Origin of the sequence: Actinospica robiniae DSM 44927, assembly GCF_000504285.1 — a bacterium.
GTDB lineage: Bacteria > Actinomycetota > Actinomycetes > Streptomycetales > Catenulisporaceae > Actinospica > Actinospica robiniae.
The window spans coordinates 9,047,056-9,064,796 of record NZ_KI632511.1 but is presented as its reverse complement, the minus strand read 5'-3'; the positions used below and the strand labels follow the sequence as shown (position 1 = coordinate 9,064,796).

At 70.2% G+C, this 17,741-nt stretch carries 17 protein-coding genes; 8 read left to right on the top strand and 9 right to left on the bottom strand.

All coding sequences use genetic code 11. The annotated features are described in order from the left end of the window. The first annotated feature begins 16 nt into the window (after positions 1–16). The gene (locus ACTRO_RS38975; RefSeq protein ID WP_034271398.1) at positions 17–520 is read left to right on the top strand and encodes a GNAT family N-acetyltransferase; all 504 of its coding nucleotides are present in this window, start codon (positions 17–19) and stop codon (positions 518–520) included. 385 nt (positions 521–905) lie between these two features. Continuing rightward, positions 906–1,598: a DUF4241 domain-containing protein gene (locus tag ACTRO_RS38970; protein WP_084316867.1), complete on the top strand. Its 693-nt coding sequence runs from the start codon at positions 906–908 to the stop codon at positions 1,596–1,598. Between the two features lie 991 nt (positions 1,599–2,589). Here ACTRO_RS38970 and ACTRO_RS38965 read toward each other — a convergent pair. The 3 genes from ACTRO_RS38965 to ACTRO_RS38955 form a co-directional block, all read right to left on the bottom strand. Next, positions 2,590–3,789, bottom strand: a complete 1,200-nt coding sequence (locus ACTRO_RS38965; protein WP_034263005.1) for an IS110 family RNA-guided transposase — start codon at positions 3,787–3,789, stop codon at positions 2,590–2,592. Between the two features lie 387 nt (positions 3,790–4,176). Next, positions 4,177–4,947 carry a thioesterase II family protein gene (locus tag ACTRO_RS38960; protein ID WP_051452071.1) on the bottom strand — a complete coding sequence of 257 codons (771 nt, stop codon included), beginning with the start codon at positions 4,945–4,947 and terminating at the stop codon, positions 4,177–4,179. A 284-nt stretch (positions 4,948–5,231) separates the two neighbouring features. Then, positions 5,232–5,672 (bottom strand): SHOCT domain-containing protein, encoded by a 441-nt coding sequence (locus ACTRO_RS38955; RefSeq protein WP_034278739.1) that lies wholly within the window; start codon positions 5,670–5,672, stop codon positions 5,232–5,234. Positions 5,673–5,905: 233 nt separating this feature from the next. On the opposite strand from ACTRO_RS38955, the gene wrbA reads away from it, so the two are divergent. Both wrbA and ACTRO_RS38945 read left to right on the top strand, forming a co-directional pair. Further along, a complete protein-coding gene (gene wrbA / locus ACTRO_RS38950) occupies positions 5,906–6,511 on the top strand; it encodes an NAD(P)H:quinone oxidoreductase (protein ID WP_034271393.1) in 606 nt (201 codons plus the stop codon). Positions 6,512–6,568: 57 nt separating this feature from the next. Then, positions 6,569–6,817, top strand: a complete 249-nt coding sequence (locus ACTRO_RS38945; RefSeq protein WP_051452070.1) for a DUF2630 family protein — start codon at positions 6,569–6,571, stop codon at positions 6,815–6,817. 167 nt (positions 6,818–6,984) lie between these two features. Here ACTRO_RS38945 and ACTRO_RS38940 read toward each other — a convergent pair whose 3' ends face one another. Then, positions 6,985–7,545 (bottom strand): potassium channel family protein, encoded by a 561-nt coding sequence (locus ACTRO_RS38940; protein WP_051452069.1) that lies wholly within the window; start codon positions 7,543–7,545, stop codon positions 6,985–6,987. Continuing rightward, positions 7,542–9,098, bottom strand: coding sequence for an MFS transporter (locus ACTRO_RS38935; RefSeq protein WP_034271389.1), 1,557 nt, complete (start codon positions 9,096–9,098; stop codon positions 7,542–7,544). The genes ACTRO_RS38940 and ACTRO_RS38935 overlap by 4 nt, the downstream gene beginning before the upstream one ends. Positions 9,099–9,516: 418 nt before the next feature. Between ACTRO_RS38935 and ACTRO_RS38930 the strand changes: the two genes are divergently transcribed. The 4 genes from ACTRO_RS38930 (at position 9,517) to ACTRO_RS38915 (ending at position 13,095) form a co-directional block, all read left to right on the top strand. Next, a complete protein-coding gene (locus ACTRO_RS38930; protein WP_034271387.1) occupies positions 9,517–9,795 on the top strand; it encodes a StsA-related sactipeptide RiPP in 279 nt (92 codons plus the stop codon). 138 nt (positions 9,796–9,933) lie between these two features. After that, positions 9,934–11,445, top strand: a complete 1,512-nt coding sequence (stsB, locus tag ACTRO_RS38925; RefSeq protein ID WP_051452068.1) for a StsB family radical SAM/SPASM domain sactipeptide maturase — start codon at positions 9,934–9,936, stop codon at positions 11,443–11,445. Further along, positions 11,426–11,701, top strand: coding sequence for a PqqD family protein (locus ACTRO_RS48435; RefSeq protein WP_034271384.1), 276 nt, complete (start codon positions 11,426–11,428; stop codon positions 11,699–11,701). Before stsB ends, ACTRO_RS48435 begins: the two co-directional genes overlap by 20 nt. Continuing rightward, positions 11,698–13,095 carry an NAD(P)/FAD-dependent oxidoreductase gene (locus ACTRO_RS38915; RefSeq protein ID WP_051452067.1) on the top strand — a complete coding sequence of 466 codons (1,398 nt, stop codon included), beginning with the start codon at positions 11,698–11,700 and terminating at the stop codon, positions 13,093–13,095. Before ACTRO_RS48435 ends, ACTRO_RS38915 begins: the two co-directional genes overlap by 4 nt. Here the strand turns inward: ACTRO_RS38915 and ACTRO_RS38910 are convergent. Genes ACTRO_RS38910 through ACTRO_RS38895 form a run of 4 tightly spaced genes read right to left on the bottom strand, consistent with a single transcriptional unit; the run spans position 13,084 to position 17,741 of the window. Then, entirely contained in the window at positions 13,084–13,716 is a 633-nt protein-coding gene (locus ACTRO_RS38910; protein ID WP_034271381.1) for a GAF domain-containing protein, read from the bottom strand. The two genes, ACTRO_RS38915 and ACTRO_RS38910, sit on opposite strands and share 12 nt — an antisense overlap. Next, positions 13,685–14,632 carry a S8 family serine peptidase gene (locus tag ACTRO_RS38905; protein ID WP_211244563.1) on the bottom strand — a complete coding sequence of 316 codons (948 nt, stop codon included), beginning with the start codon at positions 14,630–14,632 and terminating at the stop codon, positions 13,685–13,687. The genes ACTRO_RS38910 and ACTRO_RS38905 overlap by 32 nt, the downstream gene beginning before the upstream one ends. Then, a complete protein-coding gene (locus tag ACTRO_RS38900; RefSeq protein ID WP_034271378.1) occupies positions 14,623–17,565 on the bottom strand; it encodes an adenylate/guanylate cyclase domain-containing protein in 2,943 nt (980 codons plus the stop codon). Before ACTRO_RS38900 ends, ACTRO_RS38905 begins: the two co-directional genes overlap by 10 nt. Next, positions 17,562–17,741 carry an aroma-sacti cluster domain-containing protein gene (locus ACTRO_RS38895; protein ID WP_034271376.1) on the bottom strand — a complete coding sequence of 60 codons (180 nt, stop codon included), beginning with the start codon at positions 17,739–17,741 and terminating at the stop codon, positions 17,562–17,564. The genes ACTRO_RS38900 and ACTRO_RS38895 overlap by 4 nt, the downstream gene beginning before the upstream one ends.

Sequence of the window (17,741 nt, the reverse complement as noted above, 5' to 3'; positions counted from 1 at the left end):
CGGCATACTCGTCGCCATGAATACGGATACGGGGAACCGGCAGGGCGAAAACGAGATCGACATCCGCCGCGCACTTCCCGACGACGTGCCCGGACTGGTGGACTCCAGCGCCGGGCTCTTCGCCGAAGACGGCGCCACCCGCGATCGCCTGCGCAATCCGCAGTGGCCGCAGGATCACGGCCGACCCTGGATCGATGGGTTGCTCGCCTCCCCCGACGCGCTCGTCCTCGTCGCGGCTGAGCGCGACGGGACGGTGGTCGGACACCTGATCGGGTACTTCAACGCATCATCGCCGATGTGGACGGGCGCCCGCACCGAACTCATCAGCACCTACGTCTCAGCGACTCATCGAGGGCAGGGCATCGGCGGCCGCTTCGTCGCGGACTTCCTTGCCTGGAGCCGGGATCGCGGAGCCGAGCGCTTCCACGTTTCGGCCTACGCGGCGAACGAGGACGCTATCCGCTTCTACCGCCGCCATGGCTTCGCGCCCCTGTCGATCGAGCTGGCCGCAGACGCTTAACGCGAGTTGATGATCGGCTGGGTGCTGGTGGGGTGTGAGCGTGGTGGCCTGTCGGGTCGGGGTAGTCGTCGGGGTGTGGGCGGCCGCTTCGCGCCGCCCAGGGTTTCGTTTGCCCACCCTGCCCACCCGTTGCGTAGCGGGGCGAGTTGGGGTCGGGGTGGTGGGGTGCCGGGGGTGTGCTGCGAGCTGCGCTCGGGCCAGGTCCTGTGGCTCGGCCGCGCTCGATCCGGAAGAATCCTGCGTCGCCGTCTAGTTGCTGAGTCGCTGTCACCGGAAGCCGAGCCGACCTCGTTGCGATACACCCTGCTCGTGATATTGATATGCATCCGTGTGAGGATTGGTCTCGGCTGCAGGATTCCGGTGGAGCAGGTCGAGACTCCGTGAGATGAGGTCCGACACAATGCCGCTGGCTGCGCCTAACTTCGACAAAATGTTCCAGGACGGAGCACGCTACCCCTGGCGTGCAACGCGTACAGCCGTGGTGTTCGTGCACCAAGGTGGTGACCTCACAATGCCGTCCGGCCAAGTGACCGCGTGCGATCCGTTCATAGGACTCGAGTTCATCGAACACGCCGAGCCGTTCACCGTGGCAGTTCCGCCGGGTCGCTACCCCGTCGAGGTATCCCTGGTGGGATGGACCAAGGAGGGCGAGCCGGACGGGCCGGCCGAGCCAGAGCGCGTCGCAGCAGCGAAGCTCGTCATCAGCCGCGAAACCCCCGTGCGGTGGCAGATGGCGTTAGTCGGCGACCAGGACGAGGCCGATCTGGCGGACAACGAGTTCTACGGCTACGGCGTCGATGCCGGTACCGGCTGCTTCGCGGACTATGCATCCGTCCCTGCACTCCACGAACTGGTCGAGGAGCACGACGACAGACCCGGGGACAACCGCCTTACAGACGCACTTGAGGCAGCCGAATGGAGAGAGCCGGTGAACCTTACGACAGCTGATGGAGCGTCCGATCTCGTCGCCTTCATGTCCGGCCCCGGCGACGGCGCCTACCCGACATGGATCGGGTTCGACGTGGCCGATCGACCCGCTTGCTTCATAACAGACTTCGAGATCCTGCGCCACGCCTGATCGTGAACCGCGGCCACAACCACGCGACGAGGTCACCGGCCAGATTTGACAGCCCACCGACATGAGATGTCTAGACTGCCCTTTCTCTCTACTCCTTCAACGCCGGGGAACGCGCCCGAGTGCCCGGAAATCTCCCGTATTTTTTCTTTTCCGGCAAAAGTTGGATGCGCGGCTTTTGTCGGTAGTGGCGTCTAGCATGGAAGAGTACAGGGGTTGTCGGGTCTTGTGACGGGAGGGTGGTGGACGGGATGGCTGGGCAGATGTCGTCAGGGGTGTGGCTGAAAACGGTGCAGGATTTCCCCTCGGAGTGCGACCGGGCCACGCGATCCCGTGCAGTGCGTGAGCCCCAGGCGGATCCGACCGGGGCGATGCAGAATCCCTCCGCATCGGACACGGCCAGCCTGCGGAATTCTGCCGCAGGTCAGGAATCGGGGTCGACGCACCAGCGCGGTGCAGGATCTCACATCAGGCGCGACCCGAGCACCGACACCTTCGCGCGGATCGAGGACCGGGAAGCCCAGGCCGGATCACGGCGATGCAGAATCCCTCCGGATCAAGCGCGACCGGGCCACCGGACGGGACCCGGGCCCGAGCGGAGCTCACACCACTCCCCCAGGGGGTGGGCTCTCTCCTCGGTCGGGCAGGCGAAGCCCGATCAGGGTTCTGCCGGGAGGTCAAGCGGCGCCCTGCAAAATCAAGCACCAGCCACAGCCACCGCCGCTTGACCTCCCGGCAGGTCCCTGATTGCCTCCGGGGACCGACCGAGGAGAGAGCACACACCCGCAACCCCACCACCCCCAACGTCAACCCGCCCCACCAACGACAGCACCCACGCAACCCCGGCATCTCTCTCCGAGGGAAGGCCCGCGCCGGAGGCGAGATCTTGAAACCGCAGGCCGCCCTGTCAACGCAACGGGTGGGCGTGCCCCTATGTCTTCCGTCAAGTCTGGGCTGCTCGCTGTAACGGGCATGTGGGTGGGTGTTGCTCGGGTTATGTGGTGGCGGTGTGGGGCGTGTAGAGCGTGGCGTTGCGGAGCATGGCGTGGAGGACGTTGATGCGTCTGCGGGCGAGGCGGATGATTGCTTGGGTGTGGGTTTTGCCTGCGGCGCGGTGTTTGTCGTAGTAGGCGCGGGAGTCGGGGTCGGCCAGGGCGGCGAAGGCGGAGAGGAACATGGCGCGTTTGAGCTGCCGGTTTCCGCGTCTGGGTGCGTGTTCGCCGCGGATGGAGCTGCCGGAGGACTTGGTGACCGGGGCAAGTCCTGCGTAGGAGGCGAGGTGGTCGGCGGTGGGGAAGGTGGCGGCGTCGCCGACGGTGGTCAGGATGGTCGCGGCGGTCCTGATCCCGATGCCGGGCATCGAGGTCAGGAGCGGGGAAAGAGGGTGGGCCTCCAGCAGGGCACTGAGCTGTCCCTCGAGCGTGCGGCGTTGGGCGAGGATCTCGGTCAGCTGGCGGGCGAGGGAGGGGATGACGAGGGCTGCGGCCCGGGTGCCGGGCACCACGACCGTCTGTTCTGCGAGGGCCTCGGCGATCTCCTCGGCCAGGCGCTCGGCCAGGCGCGGGGCCAGGGGTTTCAGGAGTTTGACGATGCGTCGGGTGCCGGCCTCGGCGAGCAGTTCAGGGGAGCCGTACCGGGCGAGTAGCGCGAGGACGGCCTGGTGCTGGATGCGTGGGCCCAGGACGCGTTCGAGGGAGGGGTGGATCTGGGTGAGCAGGCCGCGCAGCCGATTGGAGGTGCGGGTCGACTCGCCCGCGAGGTCCTGGTCGAACCCGACGAGCATGGCCAGTTCCGCCTCGGTCTCATCGAGCACGGTCAGGGTGCGCAGCGCCCTGGGTGCGGTGCGGGCGACGTCGGCGATCACGGCGGCGTCGCGGGCGTCGGTCTTGGCCTCGCCCTCGTAGAGGTCCGCGGCGCGGCGCATGGCCAGGCCGGGCAGGTAGGCGACCTGGCAGCCGACGTCGCGGGCGACGCTCAGCGGCAGCGCGCCGATGTTCGCGGGCTGATCGACGATCACCAGGACGGTGGCGAACTTCGCGATCAGCTTCTCGAACAGGGCGCGCAGTTTCGGTTCGGTGTTCGGCAGGCGCTTGTCGTAGACGGTCTTGCCGGCCGGGGTCAGCCCGTGGGCGTGGTGCTCGCCCTTGCCCACGTCCAGGCCGAGGAAGACCCCGATACCGCTGGTGTCGTACACGCTCGCCGCCTTCTACTTCGCATGGCCCTGGCCTCGACCATCGCACCGCAGCCGGCAACCACGTTACACAGGCCGCCCCGAGAAAACGCCCGGCGTTGCGCCGGGCACGGGATGCGGACCAGGCCCCTTATCAGCGGTCAGGCAGTGCTCCAAAACCCGGCGGCAACACGCCCAAGGCCATAGACACGGCAGGGTGGCAGAGCCATACCGGGCCCGGAGGCCAGGCGCCCCCATTGCGGGGACACGTAAAAGGTAACGGGTGGAAGCGAACCCGGGCGACGCGAAGCGGCCGCCCCGCCGACTACCCCGACCCGACAGGCCACCACGCTCACGCCCCACGAGCACCCAGCTGATCATCAACTCGCAGTAGGTAGGCCTGACCCCGAATCAGGATGCCGCTCGCACGCTCCTGGACTGGTCGAGTACGGTGGCCAGCCGCGCGCGGAGTGTGCCGACGCCGTCGGCGAGGAAGAAGTGGCCGCCCTCGCACAGCGTCACCGAGCACCATTCGGCCGTGTGCGCGGCCCAGCTCGCGACGTCCTCCGGGGCGGTGAACGGGTCGGCGCGGCCGCCGAACGCGGCGATGGGCAGGCGCAGCCGGGCCTCGGAAGTGCGCAGGTAGACGGACTCCGCCTCGAGATCGGCGCTCAGCGCGGGCTCGATCGCCGCCATGAACTCGGCGTTCTCGAGCACTTCCGGCGCGACGCCGCCGGCCGCGCGCAGGAACTCGTTGCGGTCCTCGACCCTGATCCGGCTGCACTGGTGCGGGGCGCGCGAGGCCGAGGCGGCCAGGAACAGCGGCAGCGCGGTCTGGCAACGGGCTTGGAGCACGCGCGCGGTCTCGAACGCGACCAGCGCGCCGAAGCTGTGCCCGAAGAGCGCGTAGCCGGACGGCGCGGCGGCCTGGTCGGCCTCGATCGCGTCCGCCAGCGCCTCGGCCAACGGCTCGATGCGGGCGATCGGGGCTTCCGGCCGGCGCGTCTCGTGCCCGGGCAGCTGCACCGGCAGGACGTCGAAGAGTCCCGTCATCGCCCGTCGCCAGGGTAGGAACTGGGTGGCTCCGGATCCGGCCGAGGGCACGCAGTAGAGCCGGGGCGCGGCGTCGTCCACGGGCTTGGGCGGGAACGGGAACCAGGGTGCGTAGTCGTCGAGGTACAACCGACCCGCCTCACTCTCTTCAACGGTCGCCCGTGTTGTATCGCGCCACACTGCCTGTCTCACGCCCCACGGCAGAGTCCGTACAGTGTGCCACGGGCTTCCCGCCCTTACAAGACAGTACCCTGCGACCTCTCCGGCGGCCGACAGCGGGTGCCTTTGTCATGCCATGTATCTACTCCTAGGGAACCATGGCGCACGCGCAGCCGGCGCCGCGCGATCCTGGTCGCGCGGCGCCGGCTGCGGCATCTACCGGCCCGGGCCCGGGCTCAGGCTCAGGCTCAGACTCAGGCGAGGATCTTCGTCTTGGCCGCCCGGTACTCCTCGTCGGTCAGCGCGCCCGAGTTCTTCAGGTCTGCCAACTTGGACAGCTGCTCCGCCGCGGAGGCCCCGCCGCCCGCGCCCGCGCCGCCGCCGGAGCCGGAGCCGGAGCCGGAGCCGGAGCCGGAGCCGACCGCCGAGCGGATGTAGTCGTCCACGGCGGCCTTCTGCCGCCGCGCGTGGGCCGCGTCGCGCTCCCCCATCCCGTGGCCTCGCACGACCAGGTACAGCAGGACGCCGAGGTAGGGCAGGATCAGCACGACGATCAGCCAGCCCGCCTTCCCGAGGCCGTGCAGGCGGTCGTCCCGGAAGATGTCGAGGGTGACCCGGACCAGCAGGAAGATCCACACGACCCAGAGGAAGAACCACATGATGTCCAGGAAGGTGTCCAGCATCGGGTAGTTCATGGTGCGCACTCCGCTCCCGGCGCCGGTGCCGAAGACGTGCCGCACCTGCCGGTGCCGGAGTCGGCCGCACGCGGCAAGCCGAATAGTCCTAGATATACATATTCACCCTTTCTGACCAGAACGGCACCTCGGTTCGCCTGCACGGGGGAGTTCGCCGCGCCGGGAGGCCGCGGCGGGGGTGGGATGGTCCCGACAGGGACGAACCCGACCGAGCCCCCCAAGGAGCAGCTTCCATGAGCGTCCGGGTAGCAGTGATCTACTACAGCGCGACCGGCAACGTACACGCCCTGGCCTCGGCGGTGGCCGAGGGCGCCGCGTCCCGGAACGCCGAGGTGCGGTTGCGGCGGGTGCCCGAGCTCGCCCCCGACGCCGCGATCGACGCGAACCCGGCCTGGCGCCAGCACGTGGACGCGACCAAGGACTCGGTGCAGGTGGCCACGCTCGACGATCTGGAGTGGGCCTCCGCCTACGCCTTCGGCAGCCCGACCCGGTACGGCAACGTCACCGCGCAGCTCAAGCAGTTCATCGACACGACCGGCGGCCTGTGGCAGAACGGCGTCTTCCACGACAAGCCGGTCACCAGCTTCACCTCGTCGATCAACCGGCACGGCGGCCAGGAGAGCACCATCCTGTCGCTCAACAACGTCTTCTACCACTGGGGCTGCCTGATCGTGCCGGTCGGCTACACCGACCCGCTGCTCTTCGAGGCCGGCGGCAACCCCTACGGCACCTCCTGGCCCTCCGGCGGGTCCGACGGCCCGGACGCGCCGACCCTCGAAGCCGCCCGCTACCAGGGCCGACGCCTCGCCGACATCGCCACGAGGCTCACCGGCGCGTAGCGTGGAGGTGCGAGGCCACCGGGCGCGGGCGCGCGGAGTTCGAGAGGAGCAGCGGCGATGAGGCAGAACACATCCGAAGCGGGCATCCGGCACCGGATCGACGAGCTGATCGACGAGGAGCACCGGCTGCGATCGGACCCGGACGCCATGGACGCCGAACGGCGCACCCGGCTGTCCGCGCTGGAGGGCGAGCTGGACCAGTGCTGGGACCTGCTGCGCCAGCGGGCCGCCCGGCAGGAGTTCCACCAGGACCCCGAGCGCGCGCAGGTCCGCCCGGCCCGTGTGGTCGAGCACTACGAGAGCTGACCGGGCACCCGCACCCGGCCTGAGACCGGCCGGCGCCGCCGTCGGGGGGCGGCGTCGGCCTGCGCGGCCAACCCCGCGGCGCGGCGAGCCGGCACCTGCGGCATCCCGGCAGCCGACGCGAAGGAACCGGAGCCCGGGCGGTCGTGCGCCCGGGCTCCGGTCCGCCGCTATTTCCCGGCCACCCGCCGCCGGCCGATCTGCACCGCACCGGCGATCACCCGCACGGCCACGCCGAGGAAGAGGAAGTCGAAGAGCATCTGCACGGTGACGATCGCGCGGGCGGTCTGCGAGACGGCTGTGATGTCGCCGAAGCCGACCGTGCCGAAGACGGTGACGGTGAAGTACAGGCTGTCGAGGCGGGTGAGCGGGGCGTTGAACGCTCCGGCGGTCTGCGAGGCCATGATGTCGTAGGTGACGGAGAAGACGAACAGCAGGAACGCGGCGGTGAACGCGAGGGCCTGCACGGCGCGCAGGCCGGGGTAGTCCGCACTCTGGATGGCCCGGGCCTCGACGGCGATCAGCACCATGATGACGATCAGGCTGGCGATGAGCAGGCCGATGTCGCCGACGGTCCGCAGGCCCTCGAGCGGCAGGACGAAGTAGGCCACGCCGAGCACCGTCACCGTCAGGACGCTGCGGAACCCGGCGCGGACGGCGGCCCGGCGCAGCGCGCGGCGGCGGTCGTCGCTCAGACCACCGCCGCCGTCGCCGTCCGCGCCCTCGGTCATGTGGCCGGCGGGCGGAGTTCGCCGGTCAACCGGCCCGGCCGTCCGATGGGCCGGTCCGACCGGTCCACCGAGGTCAGCGGGGTGGCCACGTCCTCGAGCGAGCGGTTCTCGGCGTTGACGCCGAGCCAGAGTTCGACGACGGCGCCCAGGATCATCACGACGGCGCCGATCAGGTAGCCGATCCACAGTTTCGAGTGGTGCGCCAGGAATTCGGGGCTCTGGCCGGTCGTGTCGCCGATCAGCTTGCCGTAGAACCAGGGGCCGAACGCGCCGAAGCACTGCGCGATCGCGAAGAACACGGCGATGGCCTTGGCACGCACCTCCACCGGGAAGATCTCGCTGACCGTCAGGTACGCGGCGCTGGCGCCGGCCGAGGCGAAGAAGAAGATGAAGGACCAGGCGATCGTCTGGGTGAGCGCAGTCAGCGTCCCGGCGTGGAACAGGAACGCGCTGATGGCGAGTGCGACGCCCGCGATGAGGTAGGTCGAGCTGATCATGACGCGGCGTCCGAGCGTGTCGAACAGGTGCCCGAGTACGAGCGGGCCGCACAGGTTGCCGAGGGCGAAGGCCATGAAGTAGTACGCCGTGTTGCCCTCGGGCACGCCGTAGATCTTGGTGAGGACGAGCGCGTAGGTGAAGAAGATCGCGTTGTAGAGGAACGACTGCGTGATCATCAGCGAGGCACCGAGCACGGATCGGCTCGGATAGCGCCGGAACAGCGTCTTCGTCAGCTCCCAGTAGCCGACGCTGTCGGCGGGCAGAATCTCGATCTGTTTGGACTCGTCGACTTCGTCGAGGCTGCCGCCGGTCGCCAACGTGTCGCGTTCGATCCGTTCGATCGCCGCGTCCGCTTCGTCGACTCTGCCGTGCATCACCAGCCAGCGCGGGCTCTCCGGCAGGTTGCGCCGCACGAACAGGATGATCACGCCGAGCGCCGGGCCGAACAGGAAGCCGATGCGCCAGTTGTAGCTGACCGGCAGGTGCTTGATGACGGTGACGGTGAGCACCGAGGCGAGGAACGCGCCGGCCCAGTAGGTGCCGTTGACGGCGATGTCCACCCGGCCGCGATATCGGGCCGGGATCAGCTCGTCGATCGCGGAGTTGATCGCCGCGTACTCACCGCCGATGCCGGCGCCCGCGATGAACCGGGTGAGGTTCAGGTAGATCACCCAGCCTTCACCTTTTCCCCAGGTCAACGCGGTCATGGCGCCGCCGAGCAGGTAGACCCCGAGGGTGATCATGAACAGGTTCTTGCGGCCCCAGCGATCCGAGAGGTTGCCGAAGAAGAGCGCGCCGAAGACCTCGCCGAGGAGGTAGATCGTGCCGACGGAGAAGGCCACCGAGCCGTTGCTCATGCCGAGCGAGCCGGGATCGGTCAGAAACGGGGTGATGTTGCTGGCGATGGAGACCTCGAGGCCGTCCAGAATCCACGCCACGCCGAGCGCGACCACCATCCGGGTGTGGAACCGGGACCACACCAGCCGGTCGATCCGGGCCGGTACCAGGCTTTTGATTCCGCGTGAGGGTGCCGCGGCGTCTTTCGTCGCTGTCATCAACTCCTCCTTCACCTCGGCAGCACGCTGCGCTGAGGTTTATGCGAGTGCCCGAAGACCGCCTCCGGAAACGGTGGGGCGCGGCGCCACACCGGGGCATTGACCCGAACGTGCGACGTCTCGCGGGCCGACGCGGGCGGACGCGGGTGCGCGCGGGCGGTGGCGGTGGGGGCGGCGTGCCGATAAGGGCCCTGACGGTACTTCTGTGTACGGGAGGAAGGGAACGGCATTTCCAGGAATCTTCGAAATCAACGCCGGTGAACACGTTCGGCCCGGTCGGATATCGCTCTGACACCGGTTTTGTCCATGCTCACAGATCCCGTTGCCACCCCACATTCGTGGGGGTTGTTGGCCTCCGGGGCCGCGCCCATCATCGAATCCGTACCGGTATTTTCGATCAGGAAAGGGAGGAACGGATATGTCGTTCGACTCCGTCGAGGCCCTGCGCTCCGCGGGCGTGCTGGGCGAGGGCGTGCCGCAGGAGGTCGTGGAGTCCTTCCGCGACCTGAGCCAGCAGGAGACCGAGCTGCTCATCTCGCTCAAGGGCCGGCTCAGCGCCATCCTGCCCGAGGTGGTGGCCCACTCCCAGGTGTGGACCAGCCCGGAGGCCGCCTCCACCGGGATGGTGGCCGAGCCCGGCTGCGCGTGCGGCCTGTGGTCCGGCTCGGGCTCGAGCCCGGCCCCCGTCGCGAAGTGAGCTGAGCCTTACCCACCGCGCGACGTGCGGCCTGGCCCGCCGGGCGCCCGCGGACCGGAATCCGGTCCCGGCCGGCGGTTCGGGCCGCACCCGTGCCGGCGGAACGGATGGACCCGAGCGAGCGAAGTGAGGGAGCTGATGGGTCGCAAGCTGGTGAGCAGCCGTCACCTGTTCGAGGTGCCCGCGGATCTGACCTATTTCACCCATGGTGAGGACCGTCTCGTGGTCAATCCCGAGGCGGGCGCGCGGTGCCTGCTCGGCCCGCGGGAGTTCCGGGTGCTGCAGGCGCTGGCCGGGGTCGAGCAGGACGGCGAACCGCTGCCGATCGAGGACACCGAGGAGAACGAGCGCGCGCTGGCGAAGCTCATCCTCAGCTGGGTGGTCTACTACAACGGGCACCGGGCCACAATCGGGTTCTCCGAGCCGGAGCTGTTCTACGCGTACTACGCCATCACCGACGGCTGCAATCTGCGCTGCCCTTACTGCTACGCGTCCTCGGAGAAGTGCCTGCCGGGCGAGCTCGACACCGCGGAGTCGATGAGGCTGGTCGAGCAGCTCGCCGAGCTCGGCACGAACACGGTGGTCTTCACCGGGGGCGAGCCGATGCTGCGCAAGGACCTGTTCCGGATCGTGGAGCACGCCAAGTCCTGCGGGCTCAACTGCAACATCATCACGAACGCGACGATGATCCGCACCCAGGCCCAGGCCCGGCGGTTCGCGGAGCTGTTCTACAACGTGGTGGTGTCGGTGGACGGCGCGACCGCGGAGAGCCACGACCGCACCCGCGGCAAGGGCTCGTTCGCCAAGACGCACAAGGCGCTGAAGCTGCTCAACGCCGAGGGCGTGCGGCCGAACATCAACCACATCGTCACCTCGGACAACGTCGAAGAGCTCGAGGACTTCGCGGTGTTCATGGAAGACCTCGACGTGCAGAGCATCCGGCTGATGAACCACGACCAGCTCGGCCGCGGCGTGTCCGACGAGTACGACTTCGGGTGGCGCGACCACCTGCGGGTGCAGAAGATCGTGTGGACCTCGCCGGTCACCGGCAAGATCCAGGCGGACGGACCGCGGCCGCTCTCGCCCTGCAGCGTCAAGGCCAACTGCGGCATGGGCGGCAACGAGATCTACATCAACTCGCTCGGCGACGTCTACCCGTGCAAGCTGGTGACGGATCAGACCGCGTACGCGGGCAACGTCCGGGAGCGGCCGCTGCGGGAGATCTTCGAGGGGCCGGTGCTGCGCGGCATGCGGATGAGCACGGTCTCGTTCGCCGGCGAGTACCACGCGGACTGCTCCCGCTGCTACATCAAGGCCTCGTGCGGCGGCGGCTGCCGGGCCACTCACATGTCGGACTCCGGCAGCCTCAAGCGCAACAGCCGCACCCAGTGCCGGATCCTGCGCCACGGCGTGACCTCGCAGCTCTGGCTGGAGGCCGGCTACACCCGGGCGCAGCTGGCCGAGGCGCACCTGGAGATGACGGTGCCGCGGATGGTGGCCACCGGCGAGGTGCACGCCGTGCACGACGACTGGCAGACGTACGTGCCGAACCCGCCGGCGCCCGCGGCGCCGAGCCGGGCCGAGGTCGGCAAGCTGCTCCCCCTGACCCCCGTGCGAAGGAGTACGCAAGGTGTCCCTGCAGGTCAGTGAAGCAATCATCTGGCAGGAGACGGCCGAGGGCGTCTCACTCTACCACACCGAGACCGGCGACTTCTTGTCCCTGAACGGCACCGGGGCGCAGATCTGGGCCCTGGTCGCCAGCGACGGCGAGCGCGAGCCGGTGGCCGCGCAGCTCTCGCTGCTCTACGGCGGGCACAACGAGCTGCTGCGGCGTCAGATCCAGGCGGAGGTGGATGCGTTCATCACGACGATGGTCGAGAGCGGCCTGCTCGCCGAACAGTCGTGACGAGGGCGCTCGTCCTCGGCGGCGGCTTCGCCGGCGTGCTGTTCGCGCTGGCGCTGGCCGAGCATGTCGACGAGGTGGCGCTGGTGGAGGGCGCGACATACCGGGGCGCCGGTGAGCGCAACGGGCTGCCGCAGGCCCACCACAACCACGTGCTGGTCAGCGGCGGGGCGCGGGCGCTCGATCAGCTGCTGCCCGGCTGCGTGCAGGACGTGCTGGCGCACGGCGCCCACCACCGTGGGTTGTCCGAGGGCACGCTGATCCTGCACGCGGACGGCTGGTTCCGCAGGCAGCCGAGCGAGGCGGGTCTGCTCTCGTGCAGCCGGTGGCAGCTGGACCATCTGATCCGTCGTCGGACGCTGGCGAGCGGAACGATCCGGCTGCTCACGGGCACGCGCGCGCTGGGACTCTCAGGTGACGCCAGGCGCGTCGACGGAGTCGTGGTGCGCCGCCCGAACGGCGGCGTGGAGACACTCGCCGCGGATCTCGTCGTCGACGCGACCGGCCGCAGGTCGAAGGCCGCGGCGTGGCTGGCCGAGATCGGCGGCCCGGCCGTGGACGAGGAGAAGGTGGATTCGGGCCTGGCCTACGCGACCCGCTTCTACCGCGCGCCGGAAGACCTGGCCTCGCGTATTCCGGCGATCATGCTGCATCCGCCGGCCACGAGCGGGCCGGCCCGGGGCGCGACGCTCTTCCCGATCGAGGGCGGCCGCTGGATCGTCACCCTCACCGGCACCCACGGCGGCCATCCGCCGGTGGACGAGGCCGGCTTCGCCGCGTTCGCGCGGGATCTGCGCAGCGGTGTCGTGGCGGAGCTGATGGCGTGCGCCGTACCGCTCGGCCCGGTGCGGCCCTATCGCAACACCTGGAACCGCCGGCGCTACTTCGAGCGCACGAGCATGCCAGGGGGCTTACTTGTCGTCGGGGACGCGCTGGTGGCGGTGAATCCGGTGCACTCGCACGGGATGTCGGTCGCCGCGATCAGTGCCCTGCGTATGCGCGAGCGACTCTCCCGCGACGGGCCGAGCCCGGCGCTGTTCCCGGAGCTGCAGGCCGTCATCGCGGCCGAGGCCGAGCGGTCCTGGCGCATGGCCACGGACGTGGACCGGGCCCGCATCGGCGGCTCCAGTACGCGCGACGAGCGCACCGAGTACCAGCGCCGGGTCCAGGAATCGGCCGCGCGCAAGCGCCTCAACGGCAGGGCTCTGATGTCCGAGCTCTTCCGCGCGCAGGCGCTGCTACCGCCGGACCCGACCAGCGGACGCGAACGTTTCCGGGAACTGACCGAGGGTTCGGACCGGCTGCTGACCGAGGACGAGGCGATCGGCCAGTACCCGGGCCTCGCCGAGTGGTGGGCTGCTCGCGCAGGTCGCAGGGAGCTGCGTTCAGCCGCCTGACGGGGAGGCCCGGTCGAGCAGTTCGAGCGAGACGCCGAGCAGCGCGACGGCGAGCGGATCGTCGGCGTCCATCGCGGCGTGCTCGGACAGGCGGGCGATCAGGCTGCCCATGCGGCGGGAGGCCGACCCGCCGCGCTCGCTTCGGCGCAGCAGGTCGAGGCTGAGCGCGGCCTGGCTGGCCAGCAGGCCGAGCAGTTCCATGTCGTCGAGTTCGCGGCCCGCGTCGCCGACGGTGTGCCGGTCCAGGACCTCGAGGACGCCGATGCACTCGCCGTCGGCGACCAGGGGCGCGGCCATGATGCTGGTCGGCAGGAAGCCGGTGGAGGCCGCGACGTCCTTGGCGAAGTGGTCGGTGTCGGCGACGTTGTCGGTGATGATGGTCTGGCCGCTGGCCGCGACCCAGCCGGCGATGCCGGTGCCCATGGCGATGCGGGTGCCCACCAGGGACTCCTCGCCCTCCCCCGCCACAGCCGCGAACACCAGTTCGCCGCGCTCCTCGCTGAGCATGAACACCGAGGACGCGGCCGCGCCGAAGACGTGCCGGGCCAGGGCCACCACGGAGTCGAGCAGGCTGCGCTCGACCTGCGTGCTATACGGTGCGTGCGACGAGGACTCCACCATCAACCCCTTGGGATACATTGTCGGCGCAGTGGTACAGGACGCTCTTGAGCTGGAAGGGCGTGAGCCACCGGTGCTTGCCGAGGATGAGCGCGGCCAGGCCGGCGATGTGCGGGGCGGCGAAGCTGTTGCCGGTGTTGCGGGTCGTCCCGCCGCCGGGCCGGGCCACCGGCACGCGCACGCCGCGGGCGCAGAACTCCACCGGCGGCGCGGCGTTGTAGTAGTAGCGGTACGGGTCCGGCTCGGCGTGGCTGGCGACGGAGACGACCGAGGCGAAGTTCCACGGGAAGGACTGGATCGGCAGGTTGTGCGCGGCCACCACGAGCAGGCAGCGGCGGAAGTACGCCTGGTCGCACAGTTCGGCCAGCCGGCTGCGGAACTCGGGCCGGTTCGTGGACAGGCTCAGGTTGATCACGTCGAAGCCCTCGCGGATCGCGTGCGCCAGCCCGGCGATCAGGGCCGCGCCGCTGCCGGTCTTGCCGTCTGTCAGGACTTTGACAGAGCTGATCTCCACTCTGGGGGCGAGCGAGCGGATGATCGCGGCGCAGGCCGTGCCGTGGCCGGCCACGTCGCGGGGAGGGCACGGCTCGACCCGCGGCGCCCGGCCCTCCTCGCCGACGAGCTGCCAGGCCTGCGCGACCCCGCCCACCATCGGGTGGCTCCCGTCGATGCCGCTGTCCAGTACGCACACGCGCACACCGGCGCCGTCCGAGCCGCCCCAGGCCCAATCCCGGTCGATGCCTTGGAACAGGTCCGCCGGCAGGGGTTCGTCGCGGTAGCCGACCGAGGGCATACTCCACGCCGGCATGCCGAGCTGGCTCTGGGCACGGTCGCGGCGCCACAGGGCGGGCGCGGCGGCGGCTTCGGATCCCGCCGCGGGGCCGGCCGGAGGGTCGGTCGCAGGGTCGGTCATCGCCATGCCCGCACCGTCCGCAGCGGCCGGCTCGCGCCGATCGACTGATAGCAGTGCTCTGCGGCGTCGAGCAGCCGTTCGGCGACGGCGTGGCGGCCGAGCTCGCGGTGGGCGCGGGCGAGGTCGAAGTACACCTCGCCGCGCAGGCACGGGTCGTCGGTCTCGGCGAGCAAGGGCGTGATCTCCTCGAGGAGCTGCGCAGGGTTCAGATCCGGGCCGGGCGGTACGCGCATCACAGCGGACAGACACAGAAGCCTGCCGCGCAGATCCATCGCAGACCGCTGTTCCAGTAGCCAGGCTAGCTCGGCTGACGCGACTTGGGGATCGCCGGCTCGAACCTGTTCTCGCACCGCCTGCACGCGCAGGGTGAGGGCGGCCGGAGCCAGGCCGGCGTCCTCCAGCGTCTCCGCGGCGATCCGGTAGTGGCGCTCGGCCTCCGCCGGGTTCTCCTCGAGTGCGCACACCAAGCCCGACGTCTGCGCGATCAGTACTCTGCCCAGGCTCAACTGCAGCGCTTCCACCGCCGCGCCCGCCTGCTCCAACGCGGCCCACGCGCCGGCGGCGTCGCCGATCAACGCCAAAGCCCTGGCCTGTGCCGTCAGCACCGGGATGAGCAGGAAGCGGTCGAGCGCGAACCGGTCGAGCAGTTCGGCGCAGGCTTCGAGCTTCGTCGCGATCGGGGTCGGCGACCACTGCCGCACCTCGCACAGCGCGGCCATCAGCCGGTCCTCTTCATAGACGTCGCCAAGCGCTCGGGCATGCGCGAGCGCTGCGCACACGGCGGTCTCCGCCGCGCGGTAGCGGCCGGCGCGCAGCTGCGCCTCCATCCGCAACTGCTCCAGGCGGCACCAGGCGAGCGTCTCGGCGCGACCGTCAGCGAGTTCGTCGGCCAGCACGTCGACCCGGATCTCCGGCTCAATGCCCTGACGTAGCGCCAACAGCCGCCGCTGTACGAGGCAGGTCCACCACACATTCCGGCCAGCGCACCTTGACGCCGTCTCCTCGATCACCTCAAGCGCGCGAGGCATGTCGCCGGTCAGCGCGAGCGCGTCGCTCAGACGCACGGCCGCGGCCGATCCGCACGGGTCACCGCTCTCGACGGCGTATCTCAGCGCACGCTCGAGCCGACCCACGGCCACGAGCACATCGCGTTGACGCAGCGCTTCGGTACCCTCTTGAAGCAGCGTTCGGGCGGCACTCGCGGCCGCGTCCACACGCTCCGGATCATGCGGCCGCAACTCGTCCAACAGGCGCAGGGCGGCCTCGAAATGGAACGCGGGGCTCACCTGGCTTTCGGCGAGCCTTCGATGCCACGCGAGCCGGCGCTCTTTCTCAAGCCTCGCATATGCGATCTCGTGCACGGGCTGCTGGACGAAGCTGTACGCGCCTGGGACGTTCGTCGCGCGCACCAGCTGCCGCTCGGCCAGGACCGCCAAATCCTCGGGCGTCGCCGCCACCCCGAGCAGCGTCAGGTCGGCTCGCTTGAAGCAGGGCCCGACGACGGACGCCGCGCCGAGCAGCGCCTGCGCGCTTTCGGGGAGCCGGTCGATGGCTGCTCCGACCACGGCGGTGAGCGTCGGCGGGACGTCGCCGAGGGGCCGGCCGGCTCCGGACGACTCCAGCAGAAGCCTGATGAACAGCGGATTGCCCGCGCTGTAGTCGGCCACCCGGTCGGCCAAGCCGAGCTCGGAGGCCTGCACCTCGCCGGCGAGCGCTGCGACGAGTTCCGCGGTGTCGGACCGGTCGAGCATTCCGACGTCGATGACCTCTGCGACGTGCGGTTCGCGCAGCCAGGGCGGGCTCGACGCAGCGAGCTCCGGCCGCGTCGCACAGACGGTGAGGACCGGCTGGAACTGCATCGCGGCGGCGAGCGAGCCGATCAGGTCGAGCATCGCAGCACTCGCCCATTCGAGGCTGTCCCACACGACGACGAGCGGCCGGTCCTGTGCCGCGGTGCTCATCAATTCCCTGGCCGCCCAGGCGATCTCCTCCACCCCCGGGCCAGGGCCGGCATCAGCGACGCGCTCCGCCCCGGCTTGTGCGCGCAGGGCATCGAGCACCGCGGCGACGTGGGGCCCGCGTTCCAGCAACTCGGCGCAGGAAGCTGAGGCGGCGGCCAGCCCGTCGAGGACCTGCAGCAGCGCGGCGCGGTCCGCGTTCGCGCCGTAGGACGGGCACGTGCCGATCACGATGGCCGGTTCCGCGCCGTCCGCGCCCAGCTCCCGCAACGCCTCTCGGATCAGCCGGGACTTGCCGATGCCGAGCGGTCCGCGCACCGCCACGACGCGGGCGTCGCCGCCGGCCGCCACGTGCCGGTACGCCTCGCGCAAGCGGGCGCGTTCGGCGAGACGGTTGACCATCGCGCTCTCGGCCGGAGGCTCGGCCGGGGCTTCCTGGTCGGCCGCGAGCAGCGCCGGCACCGGCTCGGCCTTTCCCTTCAGCGCCAGCGGCGGCAGCGCGACCAGGCTGAACCGTGGCCGTACCAGGTCCGCGACCACCTCGTTGACCAGGATCTGGCCCGGCCCGGCAGCGGACTGCAGCCGTGCGGCGAGATTGACCACGTCGCCCACGACCCGCAGCCCGGCCAGCGAGGAGCGGGTGACCAGCGCCTCCCCGGCAGCCAGCCCGGCGTGGATGCGCAGCGCGGTGCCCGGCTCGGGTCCGAGCCCGGGCAGGGCGCCGACCCCGTCGCGGATGCGCACGGCCGTGCGCAACGCCCGCACCGCGTCGTCCTCCAGCGCGGCGGCGGCTCCGAACACGGCCATGACGGCGTCACCGATGTACTTCTCCACTTCGCCGCCCTGCTCGGCCACCGCGGCGGAGCAGACCTCGTAGTAACTCTCCAGCAGCGTCTGCAGCGGCTCGGGGTCGATCCGCTCGGACAGGGAGGTCCAGCCGACCAGGTCAAGGAAGAGCACGGTCACCAGCCGGCGGCTCAAAGCATCTTCCAGTCGTGGCCGGTGACCTCGCCCTCGGCGGCGCGCAGGCGCTGCTGGACCGAGACGAGCAGCTCGGTCTCCTGTTCCGTCAGAGCGGCGAGCACGAGCCGTTGCGCCTCGCTGAGCAGGTCGACCGGGCAGCCCGCGGCGCGCAGGGCCTCCAGCGGATCCTTCAT